This is a genomic window from Streptomyces sp. NPDC002888, assembly GCF_042888465.1.
GTDB lineage: Bacteria > Actinomycetota > Actinomycetes > Streptomycetales > Streptomycetaceae > Streptomyces.
The window spans coordinates 84,127-100,659 of sequence record NZ_JBIAPU010000018.1; the positions used below are offsets into that span (position 1 = coordinate 84,127).

16 protein-coding genes and 1 riboswitch are annotated in these 16,533 nt (G+C 71.1%); of the genes, 8 read left to right on the top strand and 8 right to left on the bottom strand.

Features of this window, described 5'->3' with window-relative positions:
- The first annotated feature begins 156 nt into the window (after positions 1-156).
- From ACFYWX_RS27790 to ACFYWX_RS27800, 3 genes are read left to right on the top strand one after another with little or no spacing between them, the layout of a single operon-like run.
- Positions 157-660, top strand: a complete 504-nt coding sequence (locus ACFYWX_RS27790; RefSeq protein WP_389426837.1) for a DUF6668 family protein — start codon at positions 157-159, stop codon at positions 658-660.
- 2 nt (positions 661-662) lie between these two features.
- Positions 663-1,922 carry an amidase gene (locus ACFYWX_RS27795; protein ID WP_389426838.1) on the top strand — a complete coding sequence of 420 codons (1,260 nt, stop codon included), beginning with the start codon at positions 663-665 and terminating at the stop codon, positions 1,920-1,922.
- Positions 1,923-1,966: 44 nt separating this feature from the next.
- A complete protein-coding gene (locus ACFYWX_RS27800; RefSeq protein WP_389426839.1) occupies positions 1,967-2,554 on the top strand; it encodes a flavodoxin family protein in 588 nt (195 codons plus the stop codon).
- An 18-nt stretch (positions 2,555-2,572) separates the two neighbouring features.
- On the opposite strand, the gene ACFYWX_RS27805 is transcribed toward ACFYWX_RS27800, so the two are convergent.
- The 4 genes from ACFYWX_RS27805 to ACFYWX_RS27820 form a co-directional block, all read right to left on the bottom strand.
- Positions 2,573-3,490, bottom strand: coding sequence for an ABC transporter permease (locus ACFYWX_RS27805; protein WP_389426840.1), 918 nt, complete (start codon positions 3,488-3,490; stop codon positions 2,573-2,575).
- Positions 3,477-4,451 (bottom strand): ABC transporter ATP-binding protein, encoded by a 975-nt coding sequence (locus ACFYWX_RS27810; protein WP_389426841.1) that lies wholly within the window; start codon positions 4,449-4,451, stop codon positions 3,477-3,479. The genes ACFYWX_RS27805 and ACFYWX_RS27810 overlap by 14 nt, the downstream gene beginning before the upstream one ends.
- Before the next feature lie 55 nt (positions 4,452-4,506).
- Positions 4,507-5,739: an outer membrane lipoprotein carrier protein LolA gene (locus ACFYWX_RS27815; RefSeq protein WP_389426842.1), complete on the bottom strand. Its 1,233-nt coding sequence runs from the start codon at positions 5,737-5,739 to the stop codon at positions 4,507-4,509.
- Positions 5,740-6,076: 337 nt separating this feature from the next.
- Positions 6,077-7,087 carry a polyprenyl synthetase family protein gene (locus ACFYWX_RS27820; protein ID WP_389426843.1) on the bottom strand — a complete coding sequence of 337 codons (1,011 nt, stop codon included), beginning with the start codon at positions 7,085-7,087 and terminating at the stop codon, positions 6,077-6,079.
- Between the two features lie 567 nt (positions 7,088-7,654).
- A riboswitch (cyclic di-AMP (ydaO/yuaA leader) is annotated at positions 7,655-7,830 on the top strand.
- 4 nt (positions 7,831-7,834) lie between these two features.
- Here ACFYWX_RS27820 and ACFYWX_RS27825 point away from each other — a divergent pair.
- Positions 7,835-8,317 (top strand): transglycosylase SLT domain-containing protein, encoded by a 483-nt coding sequence (locus ACFYWX_RS27825; RefSeq protein WP_389426844.1) that lies wholly within the window; start codon positions 7,835-7,837, stop codon positions 8,315-8,317.
- A 233-nt stretch (positions 8,318-8,550) separates the two neighbouring features.
- On the opposite strand, the gene ACFYWX_RS27830 is transcribed toward ACFYWX_RS27825, so the two are convergent.
- The 4 genes from ACFYWX_RS27830 to ACFYWX_RS27845 all read right to left on the bottom strand — a co-directional run bounded on the left by ACFYWX_RS27830 (position 8,551) and on the right by ACFYWX_RS27845 (position 12,609).
- Positions 8,551-9,381 (bottom strand): HAD family hydrolase, encoded by an 831-nt coding sequence (locus ACFYWX_RS27830; protein ID WP_389426845.1) that lies wholly within the window; start codon positions 9,379-9,381, stop codon positions 8,551-8,553.
- 110 nt (positions 9,382-9,491) lie between these two features.
- A complete protein-coding gene (locus tag ACFYWX_RS27835) occupies positions 9,492-9,953 on the bottom strand; it encodes a carboxymuconolactone decarboxylase family protein (protein WP_389426846.1) in 462 nt (153 codons plus the stop codon).
- A gap of 183 nt (positions 9,954-10,136) precedes the next feature.
- On the bottom strand, positions 10,137-11,339 hold the full coding sequence (locus ACFYWX_RS27840) for an FAD-dependent oxidoreductase (RefSeq protein ID WP_389426847.1): 1,203 nt from the start codon (positions 11,337-11,339) through the stop codon (positions 10,137-10,139).
- Positions 11,340-11,364: 25 nt separating this feature from the next.
- Positions 11,365-12,609, bottom strand: a complete 1,245-nt coding sequence (locus tag ACFYWX_RS27845) for an ATP-grasp domain-containing protein (protein ID WP_389426975.1) — start codon at positions 12,607-12,609, stop codon at positions 11,365-11,367.
- A 267-nt stretch (positions 12,610-12,876) separates the two neighbouring features.
- Here ACFYWX_RS27845 and fahA point away from each other — a divergent pair, with 267 nt between their 5' ends.
- The 4 genes from fahA to ACFYWX_RS27865 all read left to right on the top strand — a co-directional run bounded on the left by fahA (position 12,877) and on the right by ACFYWX_RS27865 (position 16,521).
- Complete coding sequence (gene fahA, locus ACFYWX_RS27850; RefSeq protein WP_389426848.1) at positions 12,877-14,094, top strand: fumarylacetoacetase; 1,218 nt, start codon at positions 12,877-12,879, stop codon at positions 14,092-14,094.
- A gap of 181 nt (positions 14,095-14,275) precedes the next feature.
- Positions 14,276-15,214 carry a M56 family metallopeptidase gene (locus ACFYWX_RS27855; RefSeq protein WP_389426849.1) on the top strand — a complete coding sequence of 313 codons (939 nt, stop codon included), beginning with the start codon at positions 14,276-14,278 and terminating at the stop codon, positions 15,212-15,214.
- Between the two features lie 166 nt (positions 15,215-15,380).
- On the top strand, positions 15,381-16,169 hold the full coding sequence (locus tag ACFYWX_RS27860) for a GntR family transcriptional regulator (RefSeq protein WP_389426850.1): 789 nt from the start codon (positions 15,381-15,383) through the stop codon (positions 16,167-16,169).
- A gap of 124 nt (positions 16,170-16,293) precedes the next feature.
- Positions 16,294-16,521, top strand: a complete 228-nt coding sequence (locus tag ACFYWX_RS27865; RefSeq protein WP_030790138.1) for a ferredoxin family protein — start codon at positions 16,294-16,296, stop codon at positions 16,519-16,521.
- The last annotated feature ends 12 nt before the right edge of the window (positions 16,522-16,533 follow it).

The following is a 16,533-nucleotide window of genomic DNA, read 5'->3' on the forward strand; positions in this document are numbered from 1 at the left end:
TACTGTCGAGTCTCTCCGCTCGCTCGCGGTACTCGCGTCACCACGGCGTCACAGCCTCGCACCAGGAACCTACCCTTCATCACGGAGCCGTCCCTGAGCCATGAGGATCGGGCTGGCCGGACGGAGTGGCCGGGTTGACGAAGGAGGAACGCGGGGATGGCGACGACGGACGCACGGCAGGGTCCTGAGATCTGGCTGCGCGGCCCGGTGCCCGCACCGGAGCAGCACCCGCCCGACCCCTCTCTCACCGACCGGCGTTTCTCCTGGGTCGCCACGCACGGCGGGGCCGGTGTCTCCACCCTCGCGACCGTCTACGGCGGCCACGACTGCGGACGTGACTGGCCCGGCCCCGCCGATCCCCCGTCCGTACTGCTCGTCGCTCGTACGCACGCGTCCGGACTCGAGGCCGTCCTGTGCACCCTGGAGGTCTTCCGGCGCGGCGAGGCGCCGCCGGGGCTCGACCTCGACGCGGTCGTGCTCGTCGCGGACGCGCCGGGCCGGCTGCCGCGCCCGCTCGCACGGCACGTCCGGCTGATCGAGTCGGTCGTCGACGTGTACCGCGTGCCGTGGGTGCCCGCATGGCGCCTCGGCGACCTGAGCGGCGAGCCGCCCCGGGGCGCGGCGGCGCTCGCCCGCCTCACGGGAGCACGGGCACGCTGAGCATGGACGGGCATGTGCGGACGTCGGCCGAGGAGATCGCCGCGGGCGTACGGTCCCGGCGGCTGCGGGCCGTCGACGTGGTGGCCGCGGCGCTGGAGCGGATCGGGCGGGCCGATCCCGAGCTGTGCGCGTTCGGCGAGGTGTGGGAGGAGGCGGCGCTGCGGCGGGCCGGCGAAGTGGACGCGCGCGTCGGCGCGGGCGAGCGGCTGCCGCTGGCCGGGGTGCCGATCGGCGTCAAGGGGCGACACGGGCTGCGTGCCGCGGGCCCGCTCCTTGCGGCAGGGTGCGTGCCCGTGGGCGCGACCTCCGTGCCCGGCCCCGGAACTCCCTGGCAGACCTGGGGACTCGGGCGGCACGGCCGTACCGTCAACCCTTGGCGCGCCGACCGTACGCCGGGCGGTTCCTCGGCCGGGTCGGCGGCGGCGGTGGCCGCCGGCCTGGTACCGCTGGCGACCGGCAGCGACGGGGCGGGGTCCGTGCGCATACCCGCCGCCTGGTGCGGTGTCGTCGGCCTGAAGACCACGAACGGGCACCTGCCGACACCCGACCGCACGGGGCTGGCGGCACCGGGAGTGCTCGCCCGGCACGCGTCGGACGCGGAGGCGTACTGGCGGGTGATGTCGGGGGCGGAAGCCGACGCGTTGGGTGCGTTGGGCGCGGGAGCCGACGCCTTGGGCGCGTTGGGGGCGGGAGCCGACGCCTTGGGCGCGTTGGGGACGAAAGCAGACCCGGCGCCTTCCGCCCCCACCGCCGTCTGGTCCCCCGACCTCGGCTTCGCCGGCCCCGACCCGGAACCCGTCGCGCTCGCGCATACCGCGGCGCTGCGGCTCGCGGACTCCGGTGCCGTACGGCTCGTACGGCCGCGCACGCCCTTCCGGCTGGAGGATCCCGCGCCCGCCTGGACGGCCCTCCGCGCCCCCGGCGCCTCGGATCTCGACGCGGCCCACCGTCTCCGTGCCGAGAACGATCGGCGGCTCGACGCCCTGTTCGCCGAGGCGGAGTTGCTGCTGACGCCGACGACGCCGAATGCGCCGCACGGTCACGAAGGGCCGGGTGACCGGTATTCCACCGCGCTCACCTGGGCGTTCAACCTGAGCGGGCATCCGGCGCTGACCATCCCGGCGGGTCTGGGAAGGGACGGTTGCCCGGTGGGGCTGCAGTTGGTGGCGCCGCACGGGCGGGAGGCGCTGTTGCTCGGTGTGGCGCGGGCGGCGGAGGCGTACGGGGCGCACGTCTGGACGAATGCATGCATGCGCATTTAATGTAGAGGCGTGTAATTGCCGCACGCCGATTATTTGGGGGATCCATGACGACCCGCCGCTTCCTGTTCGTGCTGGGCAGCAGCCGCGACGAGGGCAACACCGAACTGCTGGCACGCCGGGCGGCCGAGCAACTCCCCTCGGACGTCGAACAGCACTGGATCGACCTGGCCGAGCACGCACTGCCCGACTTCGTGGACCTGCGGCGCGACAGCGACCACGCCCGTCCCACCGAGGGCACTCCCGCGCTGCTGCTCGACGCCACGCTCGCCGCCACGGACATCGTGATCGCGTCGCCGCTGTACTGGTACTCCGTGTCCGCGCACACCAAGCGCTACCTCGACTACTGGTCGGGCTGGCTGCGCACCCCGGGCCTGGACTTCAAGGCGACCCTGGCCGGGCGCACCCTCTGGGGCGTCACCGCGCTCGCCGACCACGAGTTCTCCGTCGCCGACCCGCTGATCGGCACGCTGCGCAACTCGGCGGCGTACATGGGCATGCGCTTCGGCGGGGTCCTGCTGGGCAACGGCAGCAGGCGCGGTGACGTACTGAACGACGAGGGGGCGCTGACGCGGGCGAAGACCTTCTTCGCGGGCGAGGCACCGCTGGCGAGATTCCCGCACGAGACGGCGTGACCTCTATGCGCCGGCTCCCTACGCCGTGATGTCCTTCGCCGTGAATCGCGCCCAGGCCGCTGAGCCGAACACCGCCGCGTACAGGCCCTGCAGGCCGAGGTTCTTCACCAGGTCGTCGTAGTAGACCGGGTCGCGCATCAGGTCGGCGAAGGACAGCCAGTAGTGGGAGAAGAAGTACGGCTGGATCGCGTGGAGCTGGGGGATCTGGTCGAGGATCTGGACCGTGATCAGCAGGCCCACGGTCGTCGCCATCGCCGCGATGCCGCTGTTGGTGAGCGTCGAGACGAACAGGCCCAGGGCCGCGATCCCGATGAGGGACGCGGCGACGACCAGGGCGATGAACAGGGCCCGGCCCAGGCCGTCGGCGAAGCCGATCCGGGTGCCGGAGATCGTCGTCAGGTCGCCCAGCGGGAAGAGCAGCGCACCGACCGCCAGCGCCGAGGTCGCGACCACGAGGGTGGCCAGCAGGCAGAACGCCATCGTGGTCGCGTACTTGGTGAGGAGGAGGCGGGTACGGCCGGCGGGGGCGACCAGCAGGTAGCGCAGGGTGCCCGCGTTGGCCTCGCCGGCGATCGCGTCGCCCGCGACGACACCGACCGCCATCGGCAGGAAGAACGGGAGTGTCGCGGCCAGTGCCGTGAAGACGAGGAACAGCCCGTTGTTGGTGATCTGCGCGATGAACGCCGGTCCCTCGCCGCCGCCTCCGCCTCCGCCGGGACCGGCCGACGAACCGTCGCTGGTCTCGATCTTCACCGCGATCCCGACGAGGATCGGCACGGCCGCCAGCACGCCCAGCAGCGCGAGCGTGCGCCAGCGCCTCAGGGTGGTCAGCAGCTCGCTGCGCAGCAGACCGAAGGTCCACAACGGACTGGGTTTGCGCAGGGTTTCCGGCCGGTCCCCGGCGTGGGACTGCGGCACTGCTTCAGCCCGCGACATCGAACCCCTCCCCCGTGAGCGCCACGAACGCGTCCTCCAGGGAGGCCCGTTCGACGCCGAAGCCGCGCACGCGGACGCCCGCGGTGACCAACGCGGCGTTCACGTCGGCGAGGTCGCGCTCCGGAGGCTCGCCGGTCACCCGGTCCTCGGCGATCACGACGTCCCCGACGCCCTGTTCCTTCAGCACCCTGGCCGCCTCCCCCGCGTCCGGCGTGGTCACCACCAGCCTGCCCCGCGCGCCCGCCGCCAGCTCCGCCACCGGCCCCTGCGTGAGAAGCCGGCCCTGGGCCATCACCGCCGCATGGGTGCACACCTGCTCGATCTCGTCGAGCAGGTGGGAGGAGAGGAAGACGGTCGTGCCGTCGGAGGCCAGCTCCCGCACCAGGGAACGGATCTCCCGCATGCCCTGCGGGTCGAGGCCGTTGGTCGGCTCGTCGAGGACGAGCAGGCGGCGGGGCTGGAGCAGGGCGGAGGCGAGACCCAGCCGCTGCTTCATACCGAGGGAGTACGCCTTCGCCTTCTTGCCCCCGGCGGCCGTCAGGCCCACCCGGTCCAGCGCCGCGGCGACGCGCGTGCGCCGGGTGCGCGGATCGGCGACCGGGTCGGCGGCGTCGTAGCGCAGCAGGTTGTCGCGGCCGGAGAGGAAGCCGTACAGGGCGGGCCCTTCGATGAGCGCGCCGACGTGCGGCAGGACGGCGCGCGAGGCCCGCGGCATGGGGTGTCCCAGGACGCGGGCCGAGCCGGACGTGGGTGCGATGAGCCCCATCAGCATGCGGATGGTGGTCGTCTTCCCCGAGCCGTTCGGACCGAGGAAGCCGAAGACGCTGCCCTCCGGGACGGTCAGGTCCAGGCCGTCCACGGCGAGCTGTCCGCCGCGGTAGCGCTTGGTGAGCGCGCGGGTGGCGATGACGCCGTCGCGCGCGTCCGCCTCTTTCGGCTCCGTGGCGGACGGTTCGTCCATGACTCCCTCCCGCTTCCCGCTCTCCTGCTTTTCCGCTCTCCTGCTCTCCGCTCTCCTACTTTCCGGAGTTCGCCGCCTTCACCAGGGCGTCCTTGGTGACCGCGCCGACGTAGACCTTGCCGTCGTCGGTGATCAGGGCGTTGACCAGGCGGGTGGAGAACACCGTGCCCTTGCCGAACTTCCCGCTGACCTGGTCGCCGAGGGAGCCGAGGAACCCGCCGAGGTCACCGCCGGCTTCGGCGCCGGAGGGGACACTTTCGCCGCCGGTGTCGAAGGTGGCGACGGAGTTCCAGCCCTCGCCGAGGGTCTTCAGGCCGTCGAGCTCCTTGCCGAGGTCCTTCTCGGACTTCGGGCTCCGCTGCCCGCGGTCGGCGTGGTCGGCGTTCTCGTCCTCGGTGACCTTCGCGCCCTTCGGCGGGGCGAAGTCGAAGGTGGAGGCGGCCGGCTTGCTGAAGCTGACCTGCGTGAAGCCGGCGTCGACCACGGCCGCGCCGCCGCTCGCCGGAGTCAGCGTGAACTTCAGCGGCAGCCCGGTCTTCGCGTCCACGGCCACACTGATCGCGCCGACCGTGGTGCCGGACTGCTTCGGCTTGATGAGCAGCTTGTAGGCGTCCCGGCCGGCGACATGAACGGTGCCGTCGACGGTGACGGAAGTCGTGTCGTCGACCGACTTCAGGGCCTCCTCGGTGAGGTCCTTGGGAGTGGCGGGGACGTCTTCCCGCTTCTCACTCTTGTCGCTCTTGCCGTTCTTCTCCGCGCTTTCGGAGGCGGTGCCGTGGTAGACCTCGTTGGACTTGCTGTCGTAGCCCCAGACGTCCTTGCCGTTGTGGATCAGGCTGTACTCGGCGGCGTTCTCCAGGAGCGAGAGCTTCTGCCGTTCGGGGCCGTCGGCGGCGACGCGCAGGGTGTGCGTGCCGGAGGCCAGTTCGGTGAGCTTGGCGGACGGGTCCGCGGACGAGCCGTCGCCCTCGCCGGACCGCGTGGCGCCGGAAAGCAGGCCGCTCTCCAGTCCGCCGAGGTCGGGCAGGCCCAGGTCGGTGCTGATCTTCACGGTGCCGGACAGCTGCTGCACGTCCGACTGGGCGATTTTCTCGATGAGTTGCTGCGCGCTGACCTTCGGCAGGTCGGGGTCACCGGAGTCGGCGAGCGCCGGGACCAGCCCGATGGTCGCCGCCGCCACCCCCATGACCGCGACCGGGACGACGTACCTCGCGGCCTTGCGCCGTCCGGAGCGCAGGTCGTCGCCCTCCCCGGCGGTCGTGCTGTCATCGGATGCGTACGGTGCCATGTGTGCCTTACCTCCGTCGTCGGCGGCGGCTGCCCATCCCGCGTGTCCGTCTTCCACCCCGGGCAGCCATTCTCACCCGAATCGGTGAGGAGTGGTGATTTCCGTGGTGTCCATCTGACCAAATCCGCCGGGGGGTTGCGTCAACCCGCGGACTCAACTCCATGTACGCCTGCGGTATGACATGAGGAGGCGGCGCCTCCCCCGACCCGTAGGGGTCGTACGGGTGACGCCGCCGCGCGGGCCGAACAGCTCGGCCCTTCAGGAACAGGCGACCGACACGGCATCGGTGACGTGACGCACATCACATACCTTGGGTGCTCCGAGAGAACCGAAGGCCCTAGCCGGCCCGGTGCACCACCGCGTCGCACAGCTCCATCAGGGCGACCTTCGCGTCGCACTCCTTCAGCGGCACCAGTGCGGCCCGGGCCTCCTTCGCGTACCGCACCGTGTCCTGCCGCGCCTGCTCCAGCGCGGGGTGCGCCCGCAGGGCCGCCAGCGCCTCGGCGTGCCGGGCGTCGTCGGTCAGGTCGGAGTCCAGCAGCTCGCACAGGGCGATGTCCTCGGACAGCCCGAGCCGGGCCGCCCGCTCGCGCAGCCGCAGCACCGGAAGGGTCGGGATGCCCTCGCGCAGGTCCGTCCCCGGCGTCTTGCCCGACTCGTGCGAGTCGGAGGCGATGTCCAGCACGTCGTCCGCGAGCTGGAAGGCGACCCCCAGCCGCTCGCCGTACTGCGTCAGGACGTCGACCACGGTCTCGTCGGCGCCGGACATCATCGCGCCGAACCGGCAGGAGACCGCGACCAGCGAGCCGGTCTTGCCGCCCAGCACGTCCAGGTAGTGCTCGACCGGGTCGCGCCCGTCCGTGGGGCCCGCCGTCTCCAGGATCTGGCCCGTGACCAGCCGCTCGAACGCCTCCGCCTGGACCCGGACCGCCTCCGGCCCCAGGTCGGCCAGGATGTGCGAGGCCCGCGCGAACAGGAAGTCGCCGGTGAGGACCGCGACGGAGTTGCCCCAGCGCGTGTTCGCACTGTCCACCCCGCGCCGCACATCGGCCTCGTCCATCACGTCGTCGTGGTACAGCGTGGCGAGGTGGGTCAGCTCCACGACCACCGCCGACGGCACGATCCCCGGCGCGTACGGGTCACCGAACTGCGCCGCGAGCATCACCAGAAGTGGCCGAAAACGCTTCCCCCCCGCTCGCACGAGGTGCTGCGCGGCTTCCGTGATGAAGGGGACCTCGCTCTTGGTGGCTTCGAGCAAACCTTCCTCGACGGCCGCCATTCCGGCCTGGACATCGGCTTCCAGAACCTGGTCCCGCACGCTCAGCCCGAACGGCCCGACGACGGTCACGAGGGGTCTCCTGTCTGCTGGTGTCTACCGGCGCTTACATGGTTTGTCGATAGGTCGCTGCCATCACTCAAGTCAGCGTATCCGGTCACCTTTCGATCACTGATGCCCCCCGCCCCTCCCACCGGCTACGTCGCTCGGGCGGGAGACGCCGGAAGTTTCCATACCGTCCGGTCGGTACGAAATCGGACTGCATGTCTTTGATCGTCCGATACGGCGGGACATTCATCGGCTTACCCGCGAGCAGGGATTCATGTCATCCAGCCATGGACGCGCTGCGCCCGATTTGCCGCAATTGATTTCTCAATTCCCCTTGGTGGCATATGAGCTGAGGATGCGCGCGCAGTGAATTGGGTCACGTGCGGGTTTATTCGGACACTTCACCGCACGCCACCTTCCCCCTTTGCCAGTCACCGAGTTGAGCCTTGGCAGCCGCAAAGGATCAAGTGCCCCATACGCCTCAGACCAAGGTCAATGGGGCGAGACGTGTATCCACTACTTGTTCCCGACATGTGCTCTCGCATACGTTCCCGGCCTGTCGGGCGGACGCCGAATCCTGCCGCCGCCCGCCGCAACCCATCGACGAACTCACTCACGTACGGCAGGAGCGGGGGACCCAGGTAAGTCGCCGGGCCGGGCATCGCACCGGACCGGCTCGGGGTGAAGCCACGTCGCCGTTCGGCGGCCGGCCGGGCATCTCCCAGCCCGAACCCGACAGCTCACCTCGCAGGCGACGGAGAGGAATTCGCCATGCCCGCTGCCGGCCTGCCCCGCCGCACCCGCACGTCCCGCCTCGTTCGCACCCTCGCCGTCGCCGGCACCGGCGCCGCCGTGCTCGCGCTGCCGCTCATCGGCGCGACCAGTGCCTCCGCCGCCACCCCGACCGTGACGAGCGCTTCGGTCATGGGGTACCCGAACAACCTCGACGGCTGGATCCGCGGGTCGCTCGCCATCATGGCCGAGCGGAACATCCCCGGTTCCTACGACGGGATCTACCGCAACATCATGCGTGAGTCCTCGGGCAACCCCGACGCCATCAACCTGTGGGACTCCAACGCGGCCGCCGGCACCCCGTCCAAGGGCCTCCTCCAGGTCATCGACCCGACGTTCCAGGCCTACCACGTGCCCGGCACGTCGTTCGACCCGTACGACCCGATCGCGAACATCACGGCGGCCTGCAACTACGCGGCGGCCCGCTACGGCTCGATCGACAACGTCTTCGGCGCGTACTAGTAGTCGGCGCGTATCAGAGCGCCCTGTCCCCTCCCCCGTCAGGCCTGGCGGGGGAGGGGGCCCCTGCCCGTAGCCCTCGCGGATTCCGGGCAGGGGGCCCCTCCCCCGTCAGGCCTGGCGGGAAGCACCCCCGGTCGAGCCTGACGGGAGGCACCGGTCGGGCCTGACGGGAGGCAACCGGTCAGGCCTGACGGGAGGCAACCGGTCAGGCCTGGCGGGAAGCCCCCTCCCCGTCAGGCCTGTGGGAACAGTCTTTCGAGGACGACGGCGATGCCGTCGTCCTCGTTCGACGTGGTGACCTCGTCGGCCATGGCCTTGAGTTCGGGGTGGGCGTTGGCCATCGCGACGCCACGGGCCGCCCAGTCGAACATGGGGATGTCATTGGGCATGTCCCCGAAAGCGATCGTGTCCGCCGGGCTCAGGCCCAGGTGCTCGGCGGCCAGCGCCAGGCCCGTTGCCTTGGTGATGCCGCACGGCTGGAGTTCGACGGTCCCCGGTCCCGACATGGTGACCGTCGCGAGGGAGCCGACCACTCCGCGCGCCGTCGCAGCCAACTCGTCGTCGGACAGGTCGGGATGGCGCAGCAGGACCTTGCTGATCGGCGCGCACCACAGGTCGGCGCGCCGTCCGACCCGCACGGCGGGAAGGGTCGGGTGGGGCATCAGATACCCGGGCTCGATGAGCGTGAGCCCGTCGACGCCATCCTGGTCGACCGCGGCGTACACCTGGCCCACCTCGGCCTCGACCTTCTCGAGAGCTGTCTCCGCCAACTCCCGGTCCAGGGTGACCGACCACAGCAGACGGCCCGCGCCGGCGTCGTAGACCTGTGCGCCCTGCCCGCACACCGCGAGCCCCCTGCTGCCGAGGTCGTCGAGGAGCGGACGCACCCGGGGCGCCGGCCGTCCCGTCACGACGAGGTGCTGGGCACCCGCCCGTGCCACCCGCGCGAGCGCGGCGAAGGACCGGTCGGAGACGGTGTCGTCGCCGCGCAGCAGCGTTCCGTCCAGGTCGGTGGCGATGAGTGAGTACGCGGTGCGCTCGTCAGATGCGGTGGGTGCGGCCATGATCAGAGAATACGGACAGGACACGCCCCTCGACTCAGCGCGAACCGGACGACGACGGCTCCCACCGCAGCCCCGCCGCGCCTTTCAACTCCCCTGCCGTGGTCGGGTTTTCACCCCCAGGTGGTGCCCGCAGGCTCCTTGATGGTGGTGTTGATCCGGTTGAACATGTTGGTGAGGGAGATGGTGAGGAGCAGAGCGGACAGCTGCTTCTCGTCGAAGTGGTCGGCCACCTCGTCCCACAGCGCGTCCGGCACCGACTCCTCGGACCGGTCCGCGAGCCGCGTCATCGCCTCCGCCAGCCTCAGCGCGACGCGCTCGGCGTCGTCGAAGAACGGGGCATCGCGCCAGGCGGCGACGGACGCGATGCGCTCCTCGCTCGCACCCCCCTTGCGCAGGTTCTGCGTGTGCGCGTGAACGCAGGCACTGCACCCGTTGATCTGACTGGCTCGCAGCCCGACTATCTCGGCGACCTCCTGGGGGAGGTCGCCCTCCCCGATCGCCTGGAGGAGGCTGCCGATGCCCTTCATGGCGCCGGGGAGGACATTGGCGGGGTTCTGCATGCGAGCCTGCATGGTCTTTCTCCTGCGTCAGTGGTCAGTCGCCGTTGGTGAGGCGCTTTCACTGCACTGACGGAGCGGAGAAGGCCGGTGTGACAGGCCTGCCGGTGTGACAGGCCTGCCGACGTCAGCCGGAGATTTCTTTCTTCCGGGAGTCTTCCGGGAGTCTTCCGGGATTCCCTTCTACCAGCGTCCGGCTCAGCCGTGCGCCGACGCGAGATGCCGCGCCAGCCTCGGCGAGGCGAACTCCGTGCCGCACACGAACCGCATCACCGGGCCGTACGACGCCGCGGCCGGCAGCCCCGTGAAGTACAGCCCCGGCACGGACGACACGTATCCCGCGCCCAGCTTCGGTGTCCCGCGGCTGACCGCGAGTTCGGTGCGCAGCTCATGGCCGAGGAAGTCCATCGCGGCGAGGTCGACGCGATAGCCCGTCGCCGCGACGACGTGGTCGGCGGACAGCCGCTCCGTGCGGCCGCCGTGGGTGCGGACCGTCAACGTCGTACCGTCCTGCGCCGCATCCGCCCGTACGACCCGGTCCACCTCGCTGACCTGCACCTTGCCCTCGAACCGGTCGCGCAGCCACCACGCACCGAGCGGCCCGAGAACACGACGGACCAGGTAGTGGCGGGCCTGGGCCGGCAGCTGGCGGTAGGGGTGCGGGTAGTAGGTCAGCGCCCACAGCGACCAGGCCCGTCCGAAGGGCGACTCGGGGCGCAGCCTGGGCTGGTGCCACGGGGGCGCGCCGAAGGCGACCCGGCCGCGCCCGCGCGAGACCACCCGCACCTGTGCGCCCGCCTCCGCCGCCAGCGCCGCCGTCTCCAGCGCGGACTGGCCCGCGCCGACGACGATCAGCTCGCGGCCGGAGAAGCGGGTGAGGTCGTGGTGCTGGGAGCTGTGGGAGACCGGGCCCGTGGGAGCGGGTCCGTCGGCCGCGGCCGTGGCCAGCTCCGGAGGCAGGTGGGCCAGCCCGGACAGGCCGGTGGCGACGACGACCGCCCGCGCGGTGAACAACTCGCCGGAGTCCAGCTTCAGTTCGAAGCCCCCGGCCCGGCTGCGGTCCACGGACACGACCCGCACCCGCTCCAGTTCGGGCACCAGCTTCTGCTGGAACCACTCCCCGTAGTCGATGAAGGTCTCGACGGGAATGATGTCCTCGTCGGTCACCAGCCGCCGTGTCCCGGCCGCGTCGCAGTAGTCGGCCAGGGTGTGGCCGTGCTGCGGGGCGTCGATGTTGGAGGCCACCGGGGTCGACTTCAGGAGCATGCCCGCGGGCATGTGGTCGCGCCAGCTCACCATGGGGTCGCCGAAGACACGGACGGGCAGGCCACGCGCCCTCAGATGGGCGGCGGTCGACAGGCCGAAGGGCCCGGCGCCGATGACTGCTACCGGTTGGATCACGAAGTCCCTCCCCAGGACGTCTTGCCTACTTCGTGGAGTTGCCGTTGCCGCGGCGGTTGGTCCGCCACAACTGATGGAGATGCTTCGCGCCCGGCCGCACGAAGCGCGCGAGCATCGTGAAGAACGGCCGCAGGTCGTCACCCGCCAGCCAGGCCAGTTCCGTCCCGCTCGCCCGCCGGGGCGCGTGCGGCGTCGTGTAGCCGCTGCGGCGGTAGGCGAGGAGGGCGGGCAGGTCGATGTTCTCCACGATGTACCGGTGGCCGGCTCGCTGTTCCCCCTCCGGAACGGTGCGCCCGGTCAGATCCAGATGCATGGCGCGGACCACGTCCACCCCCGACTCGTTCTCGAAGAGCCGGAACTGGGCGCCCATGCGCGGGTTGAAGTCGAGGAGCTTGTACCGCCCGTCGCGGCGGTCGAAGCGCAGGTCCAGGTCGATGATTCCGGTAAAGCCGATCTGCTTGATGAAACGCGCGGCGAGATCCGCGAGTTCCGGGTTGTCGACCACGTACGCGTTCGCCGTCATGCCCGCGTGCGGCGGCCAGGAACGGACCTTCACACCGGTGAACATGGCGAGCGGGGTCGAGTCCTGGTCGAAGTAGGCGTGCACGATCCAGTCCTCGGCGTCCTCCCGGGGCAGGTACTCCTGGAGGATCACCCCGGGGTCCCGGCCCCAGCCGCGGGCCAGGGCGAGCAGGCCCTCGCGGGTGGCGATCCTGGTCGTGCCGTTCACCGCGGGCCGTTCGCGCCGTACGAACGCCTCGCGGTTCTTGGCCACCACCGGGAAGGGTGCCTTCTCCGCGAAGGCGACGATGTCGTCGTACGACTGCGGGAAGGCGGCCTGCGGGCTCGGTATGCCGTGCTCCACGCACAGCTGGTGCAGCCCCTGCTTGCTGGCGAGGCGGCGCGGCAGCCCCGGGTCGACACGTGGGAAGAGGAAGGACTCCTTGAGGACGTCCTGGTGTTCGGCGATGAGGACGGCGGCCTCCTCGTCGGTGGGCACGAGGACGGCCGGCCGGCCGATCCGGCGCCCGATCCGCAACAGCCCGTCCACCAGCCGGTCCGGTTCCTCGGTGCCCGTCGTCGGCCACACGAACGCGCGCTCCAGGTATCGGGAGACGGCCGCGGGCGTGTACCGGTCCTCCGCGATCGCGTACATCGGGACCCCCAGCCGGCCCAGGCTGCGGATCGCACCGACGCCGCCGTGGTGCAGCGGATAGTCACCGAACTTGACGATCAGGCCCGGAACGTCCCGATCGGGTTCGAACGGCACACTGACGGCATGACTGGCCACGGGTCCCCCCACGTGTCCCCACGGACCGGACCCACCCCGTCCGTGTCCCCCCAAAGGACGCTAAGCCGGAATTACCCCCTCCCACAAGCCCAATTCGGACATTGCAAACTCTTTAGACACTGCCCAAGAGCGTCTTTGGACACTGCCCAAGAGCGGCAACTCGGCCGTAACGTGTGGCGCGGCCACATGACGGTATGCGGCACACACATGGTTCGCGACACATGGTGAGAGTGAGGCAGCCACCCCATGCCCCCCTTCGACGTCTCCGAGGGCGACCCCTTCGGTCCGCACAACCTTCCGTACGGCGTCTTCACCCCCGCCGGCTCCGATCCGGCCGACCGCAGGGTCGGTGTCCGCCTCGGCGACCACGTCCTCGACGCGGGCGCGGCCGCACACGCACTCGGCTCGCCGTACGCCTCCCTGCTCGCCCGGCCCTCGCTGAACCCGCTCCTCGCCGCCGGTCGCACGGCCTGGTCGGACGTGCGGCGCGCGCTGACAGCCTGGGTGACGGTGCCCTCGCACCAGGACGTCATCGAACCGCTCTTCCACCCCCTGTCCTCGGTGACCCTGCATCTGCCTTTCGAGGTCGCGGACTACGTCGACTTCTACGCCTCCGAGAACCACGCCCGGAACGTGGGCCGCATCTTCCGCCCGGACGCGGCGGACTCCCTGACCCCGAACTGGAAGCACCTGCCGATCGGTTACCACGGCCGCTCCGGCACGGTGGTCGTCTCCGGCACGGACGTCATCCGGCCGTCGGGCCAGCGCAAGGCCCCTTCCGACCCGGAGCCGGTCTTCGGCCCGTCGGTGCGCCTGGACATCGAGGCCGAGGTCGGCTTCGTGGTCGGGGTGCCCTCGCACCGGGGGAAGCCGGTGGGGCTGTCCGCCTTCCGTGAGCACGTCTTCGGGTTGTTCCTCCTCAACGACTGGTCCGCGCGGGACGTCCAGGCCTGGGAGTACGTCCCCCTCGGCCCGTTCCTCGGCAAGTCCTTCGCCACGTCGGTGTCCGCGTGGATCACCCCGCTCGACGCGCTGGAGGAGGCACGGGTGGCGCCCCCGCAGCGCACCCACCCGCTGCTGCCGTATCTGGACGACTCGGAGGAGGAGCCCGGCGGCTACGACCTGCGGATCTCCGTCGCCATCAACGGCCATGTCGTCTCCGAGCCCCCCTTCTCCACCATGTACTGGACGGCCGCCCAGCAACTCGCCCACATGACCGTCAACGGCGCCTCCCTGCGCACCGGCGACCTCTACGGCTCGGGAACGGTGAGCGGCCCCACCGAACGTGAGCGCGGCTCCCTGCTGGAACTGACGTGGAACGGACGCGACCCCCTCGAACTGCCCGACGGCAAGCGCACCTTCCTGGAGAACGACGACGTGGTGACCCTGTCGGCCTGGGCCCCCGGCCCTGGTGGTGTCCGGGTGGGCCTGGGCGAGGTCACCGGGCGGATCCTGCCGGGGTGAGCCCGCCGAGCGCGCATCGGGCTGACTCCATGGGCGCCCACCGTCATACTGGCGGTGGGCGCCCATGGACGAGGCCGCCCACCGCGCGGTGAGCCGCGCCCTCCGCACACGTGAACCACACCCCCGTACGTCGCAGTGCCTCACTCCTCCCGCCTTCCGACCAGGATCCGGAGCCCGTGGCATGACTGTCTGCCTGCTCCTGCTGAGCGCCGTCGCCCTGACGTCCGCCGTGCCGGTCCCGCGTGCGCTGACCCGGGCGGTGTGGCCGGAGCGGGAACCCGTGGTGGCGCTGTGGGTGTGGCAGTGCCTGGTAGCCACCGTGCTGCTGTGTTGCCTGACCGCTCTGGTCCTGGGCGCGGCCGCCGTCTTCCACACCGTCCGCGTCCATGTCTTCGCACCCGCGCCGACGGCGGTGACCGAGGCGTACGACCTGTCCACCGCGCCGCTCTGGGCGGCCGCCCTCACCCTGTTGCTGGCCTGTGGTGCCGCGTGGACCACCGCCATGCTCGCCCGTGAGCTGGTCGAGGCGCGCCGCCGCCGCGGCAGGGCCCGCGCCCACCTGCGCGAACGCGCCCCCGACCTGCCCGCAGGGCTGGGGCCGGCTCGCGGTCCCCTGCTGGTGCTGGAGGACGAGTATCCCGACGCCTGGTGGCTGCCCGGCCACCCGCCCCAGCTGATCGTCACCACCGGAGCCCTGCACCGCCTCACCGCCCACCAGCTCGACGCGGTCCTCACCCATGAGCGCGGCCACGCCCGCGCCCACCACGACTGGCTCCTGCACCTCTCCACGGCCCTGGCCACCGGCTTCCCCCGTATCCCTCTCTTCGCCCACTTCTGCGACCAGACGCACCGCCTGGTCGAACTCGCCGCCGACGACACGGCCTCCCGCCGCTGCGGCCACCTGACGACGGCCCTGGCCCTGATCGAGCTGAACCAGCACCGCGGTGTCCTGTCCTGCGCCTCCAGCCACCGCCTCCTCGGCGAACGCGTCGACCGTCTCCTCGAACCGCCCCCACGCCTGGGCCGCAGGGACCGGGCCCTGACGACGACGGTGGCCGCGCTGGTGCCGTTGCTGCCCCTGCTCATCACGTTCGCCCCCGGGCTGACGGCACTCACGTAGCCGGGCCGCTGCGACACGGGCGAACGCGCCCCCGGGTGGGGCAGAAGGTGGCAGATCTTGCTCACCGTTCAGAGAAACAGCAGGTCAGCTCCTTATCTGACGCCTCGAAGACTGGCGCAACACTTCCGCAACACCACTATCCCTACCGGGTAGATATGGTTCCGGCATGCCGCCCACCGACCGCATCCGAGACCACGCCGGCCAGGGCGCGACCACCGTCGCCGCCCACCGTGCGCGGCGTCGGTTGCGCGCCGATCAGGCACGGCAACTCGCCGACCTCCTCCGCCACCAGATCCTCACCGGCGGCTTCGCGGCCGGCACCCTGCCGCACGAGACCATCCTCGCCACCGACTACCGCGCCTCCCGCAACACCGTCCGCCAGGCCCTCGACCTCCTCCGCGCGGAGGGGCTCGTGGAACGCCAGCCCGGCGTCGGCACGGTGGTCGTGGCCCAGAAGTACCCCCACGGACTCGACCGCCTGATGGGCCTCGCGGAAACCCTGCGCGAGCACGGCAACGTCACCAACGAGGTCCGCACCATGGGCCCCGTCCCCGCACCCGCACCGGTGGCCGACCGCCTCCGTGTCCCAGCCGGCGCCGACGTCCTCTACATCGAGCGTCTGCGCCGCCTGAACGGCCTTCCCCTCTCCCTCGACCTCACCTATGTCCCCCTCGACATCGGCACCACCCTCCTCGACTGCGACCTGGAGAACACCGATGTCTTCCGCCTCCTGGAATCCATCACCGGCCGGCCCCTCGGCCACGCCGAGATCACCCTGGAGGCGGTGAGCGCGGACGCCAACTCCGCCGCCGTACTGGAGGCCCCGCGCGGTGCGGCCGTCCTGATGCTGGAACGGCTCACGCACCTCGCCGACGGCCGGCCCGTCGACCTGGAGTTCATCCGCTTCCGCGGCGACCGCATCACGATGAGCGGTCTGCTGCACCGCTCCTGCTGACACCCTCATCGCCCTTCCCCTCCCCTCGCCTTCCCTCGTACCGCGCTTCACCCCTTCATCGTTCGGCAGGACCTCACCGGTTCACAGTCGCGCGGGAAATCTCAGGAAATCTCTGGAGACCGCCATGCCCTTGGTGCCCCAGCGGGCCGACGTGCCCGTGACCATCGACGAGTCGAAGTGCATCGACGGCTGCACGCTCTGCGTGGACATGTGTCCGCTGGACTCCCTCGCCATCGACGAGAGCAACGGCAAGGCGTACATGCACGTCGACGAGTGCTGGTACTGCGGCCCGTGCGCGGCCCGCTGTCCCACCGGAGCCGTCACGGTCAACATGCCCTATCTGCTCCGGTGAGAGGCCCCCGTC

Bases quoted from the DNA above. Each gene is read 5' to 3' on its own strand.
- ACFYWX_RS27790 (WP_389426837.1), top strand. From the start codon at position 157: ATGGCGACGACGGACGCACGGCAGGGTCCTGAGATCTGGCTGCGCGGC.
- ACFYWX_RS27795 (WP_389426838.1), top strand. From the start codon at position 663: ATGGACGGGCATGTGCGGACGTCGGCCGAGGAGATCGCCGCGGGCGTA.
- ACFYWX_RS27800 (WP_389426839.1), top strand. From the start codon at position 1,967: ATGACGACCCGCCGCTTCCTGTTCGTGCTGGGCAGCAGCCGCGACGAG.
- ACFYWX_RS27805 (WP_389426840.1), bottom strand. From the start codon at position 3,490: ATGTCGCGGGCTGAAGCAGTGCCGCAGTCCCACGCCGGGGACCGGCCG.
- ACFYWX_RS27810 (WP_389426841.1), bottom strand. From the start codon at position 4,451: ATGGACGAACCGTCCGCCACGGAGCCGAAAGAGGCGGACGCGCGCGAC.
- ACFYWX_RS27815 (WP_389426842.1), bottom strand. From the start codon at position 5,739: ATGGCACCGTACGCATCCGATGACAGCACGACCGCCGGGGAGGGCGAC.
- ACFYWX_RS27825 (WP_389426844.1), top strand. From the start codon at position 7,835: ATGCCCGCTGCCGGCCTGCCCCGCCGCACCCGCACGTCCCGCCTCGTT.
- ACFYWX_RS27830 (WP_389426845.1), bottom strand. From the start codon at position 9,381: ATGGCCGCACCCACCGCATCTGACGAGCGCACCGCGTACTCACTCATC.
- ACFYWX_RS27835 (WP_389426846.1), bottom strand. From the start codon at position 9,953: ATGCAGGCTCGCATGCAGAACCCCGCCAATGTCCTCCCCGGCGCCATG.
- fahA (WP_389426848.1), top strand. From the start codon at position 12,877: ATGCCCCCCTTCGACGTCTCCGAGGGCGACCCCTTCGGTCCGCACAAC.
- ACFYWX_RS27855 (WP_389426849.1), top strand. From the start codon at position 14,276: ATGACTGTCTGCCTGCTCCTGCTGAGCGCCGTCGCCCTGACGTCCGCC.
- ACFYWX_RS27860 (WP_389426850.1), top strand. From the start codon at position 15,381: ATGCCGCCCACCGACCGCATCCGAGACCACGCCGGCCAGGGCGCGACC.
- ACFYWX_RS27865 (WP_030790138.1), top strand. From the start codon at position 16,294: ATGCCCTTGGTGCCCCAGCGGGCCGACGTGCCCGTGACCATCGACGAG.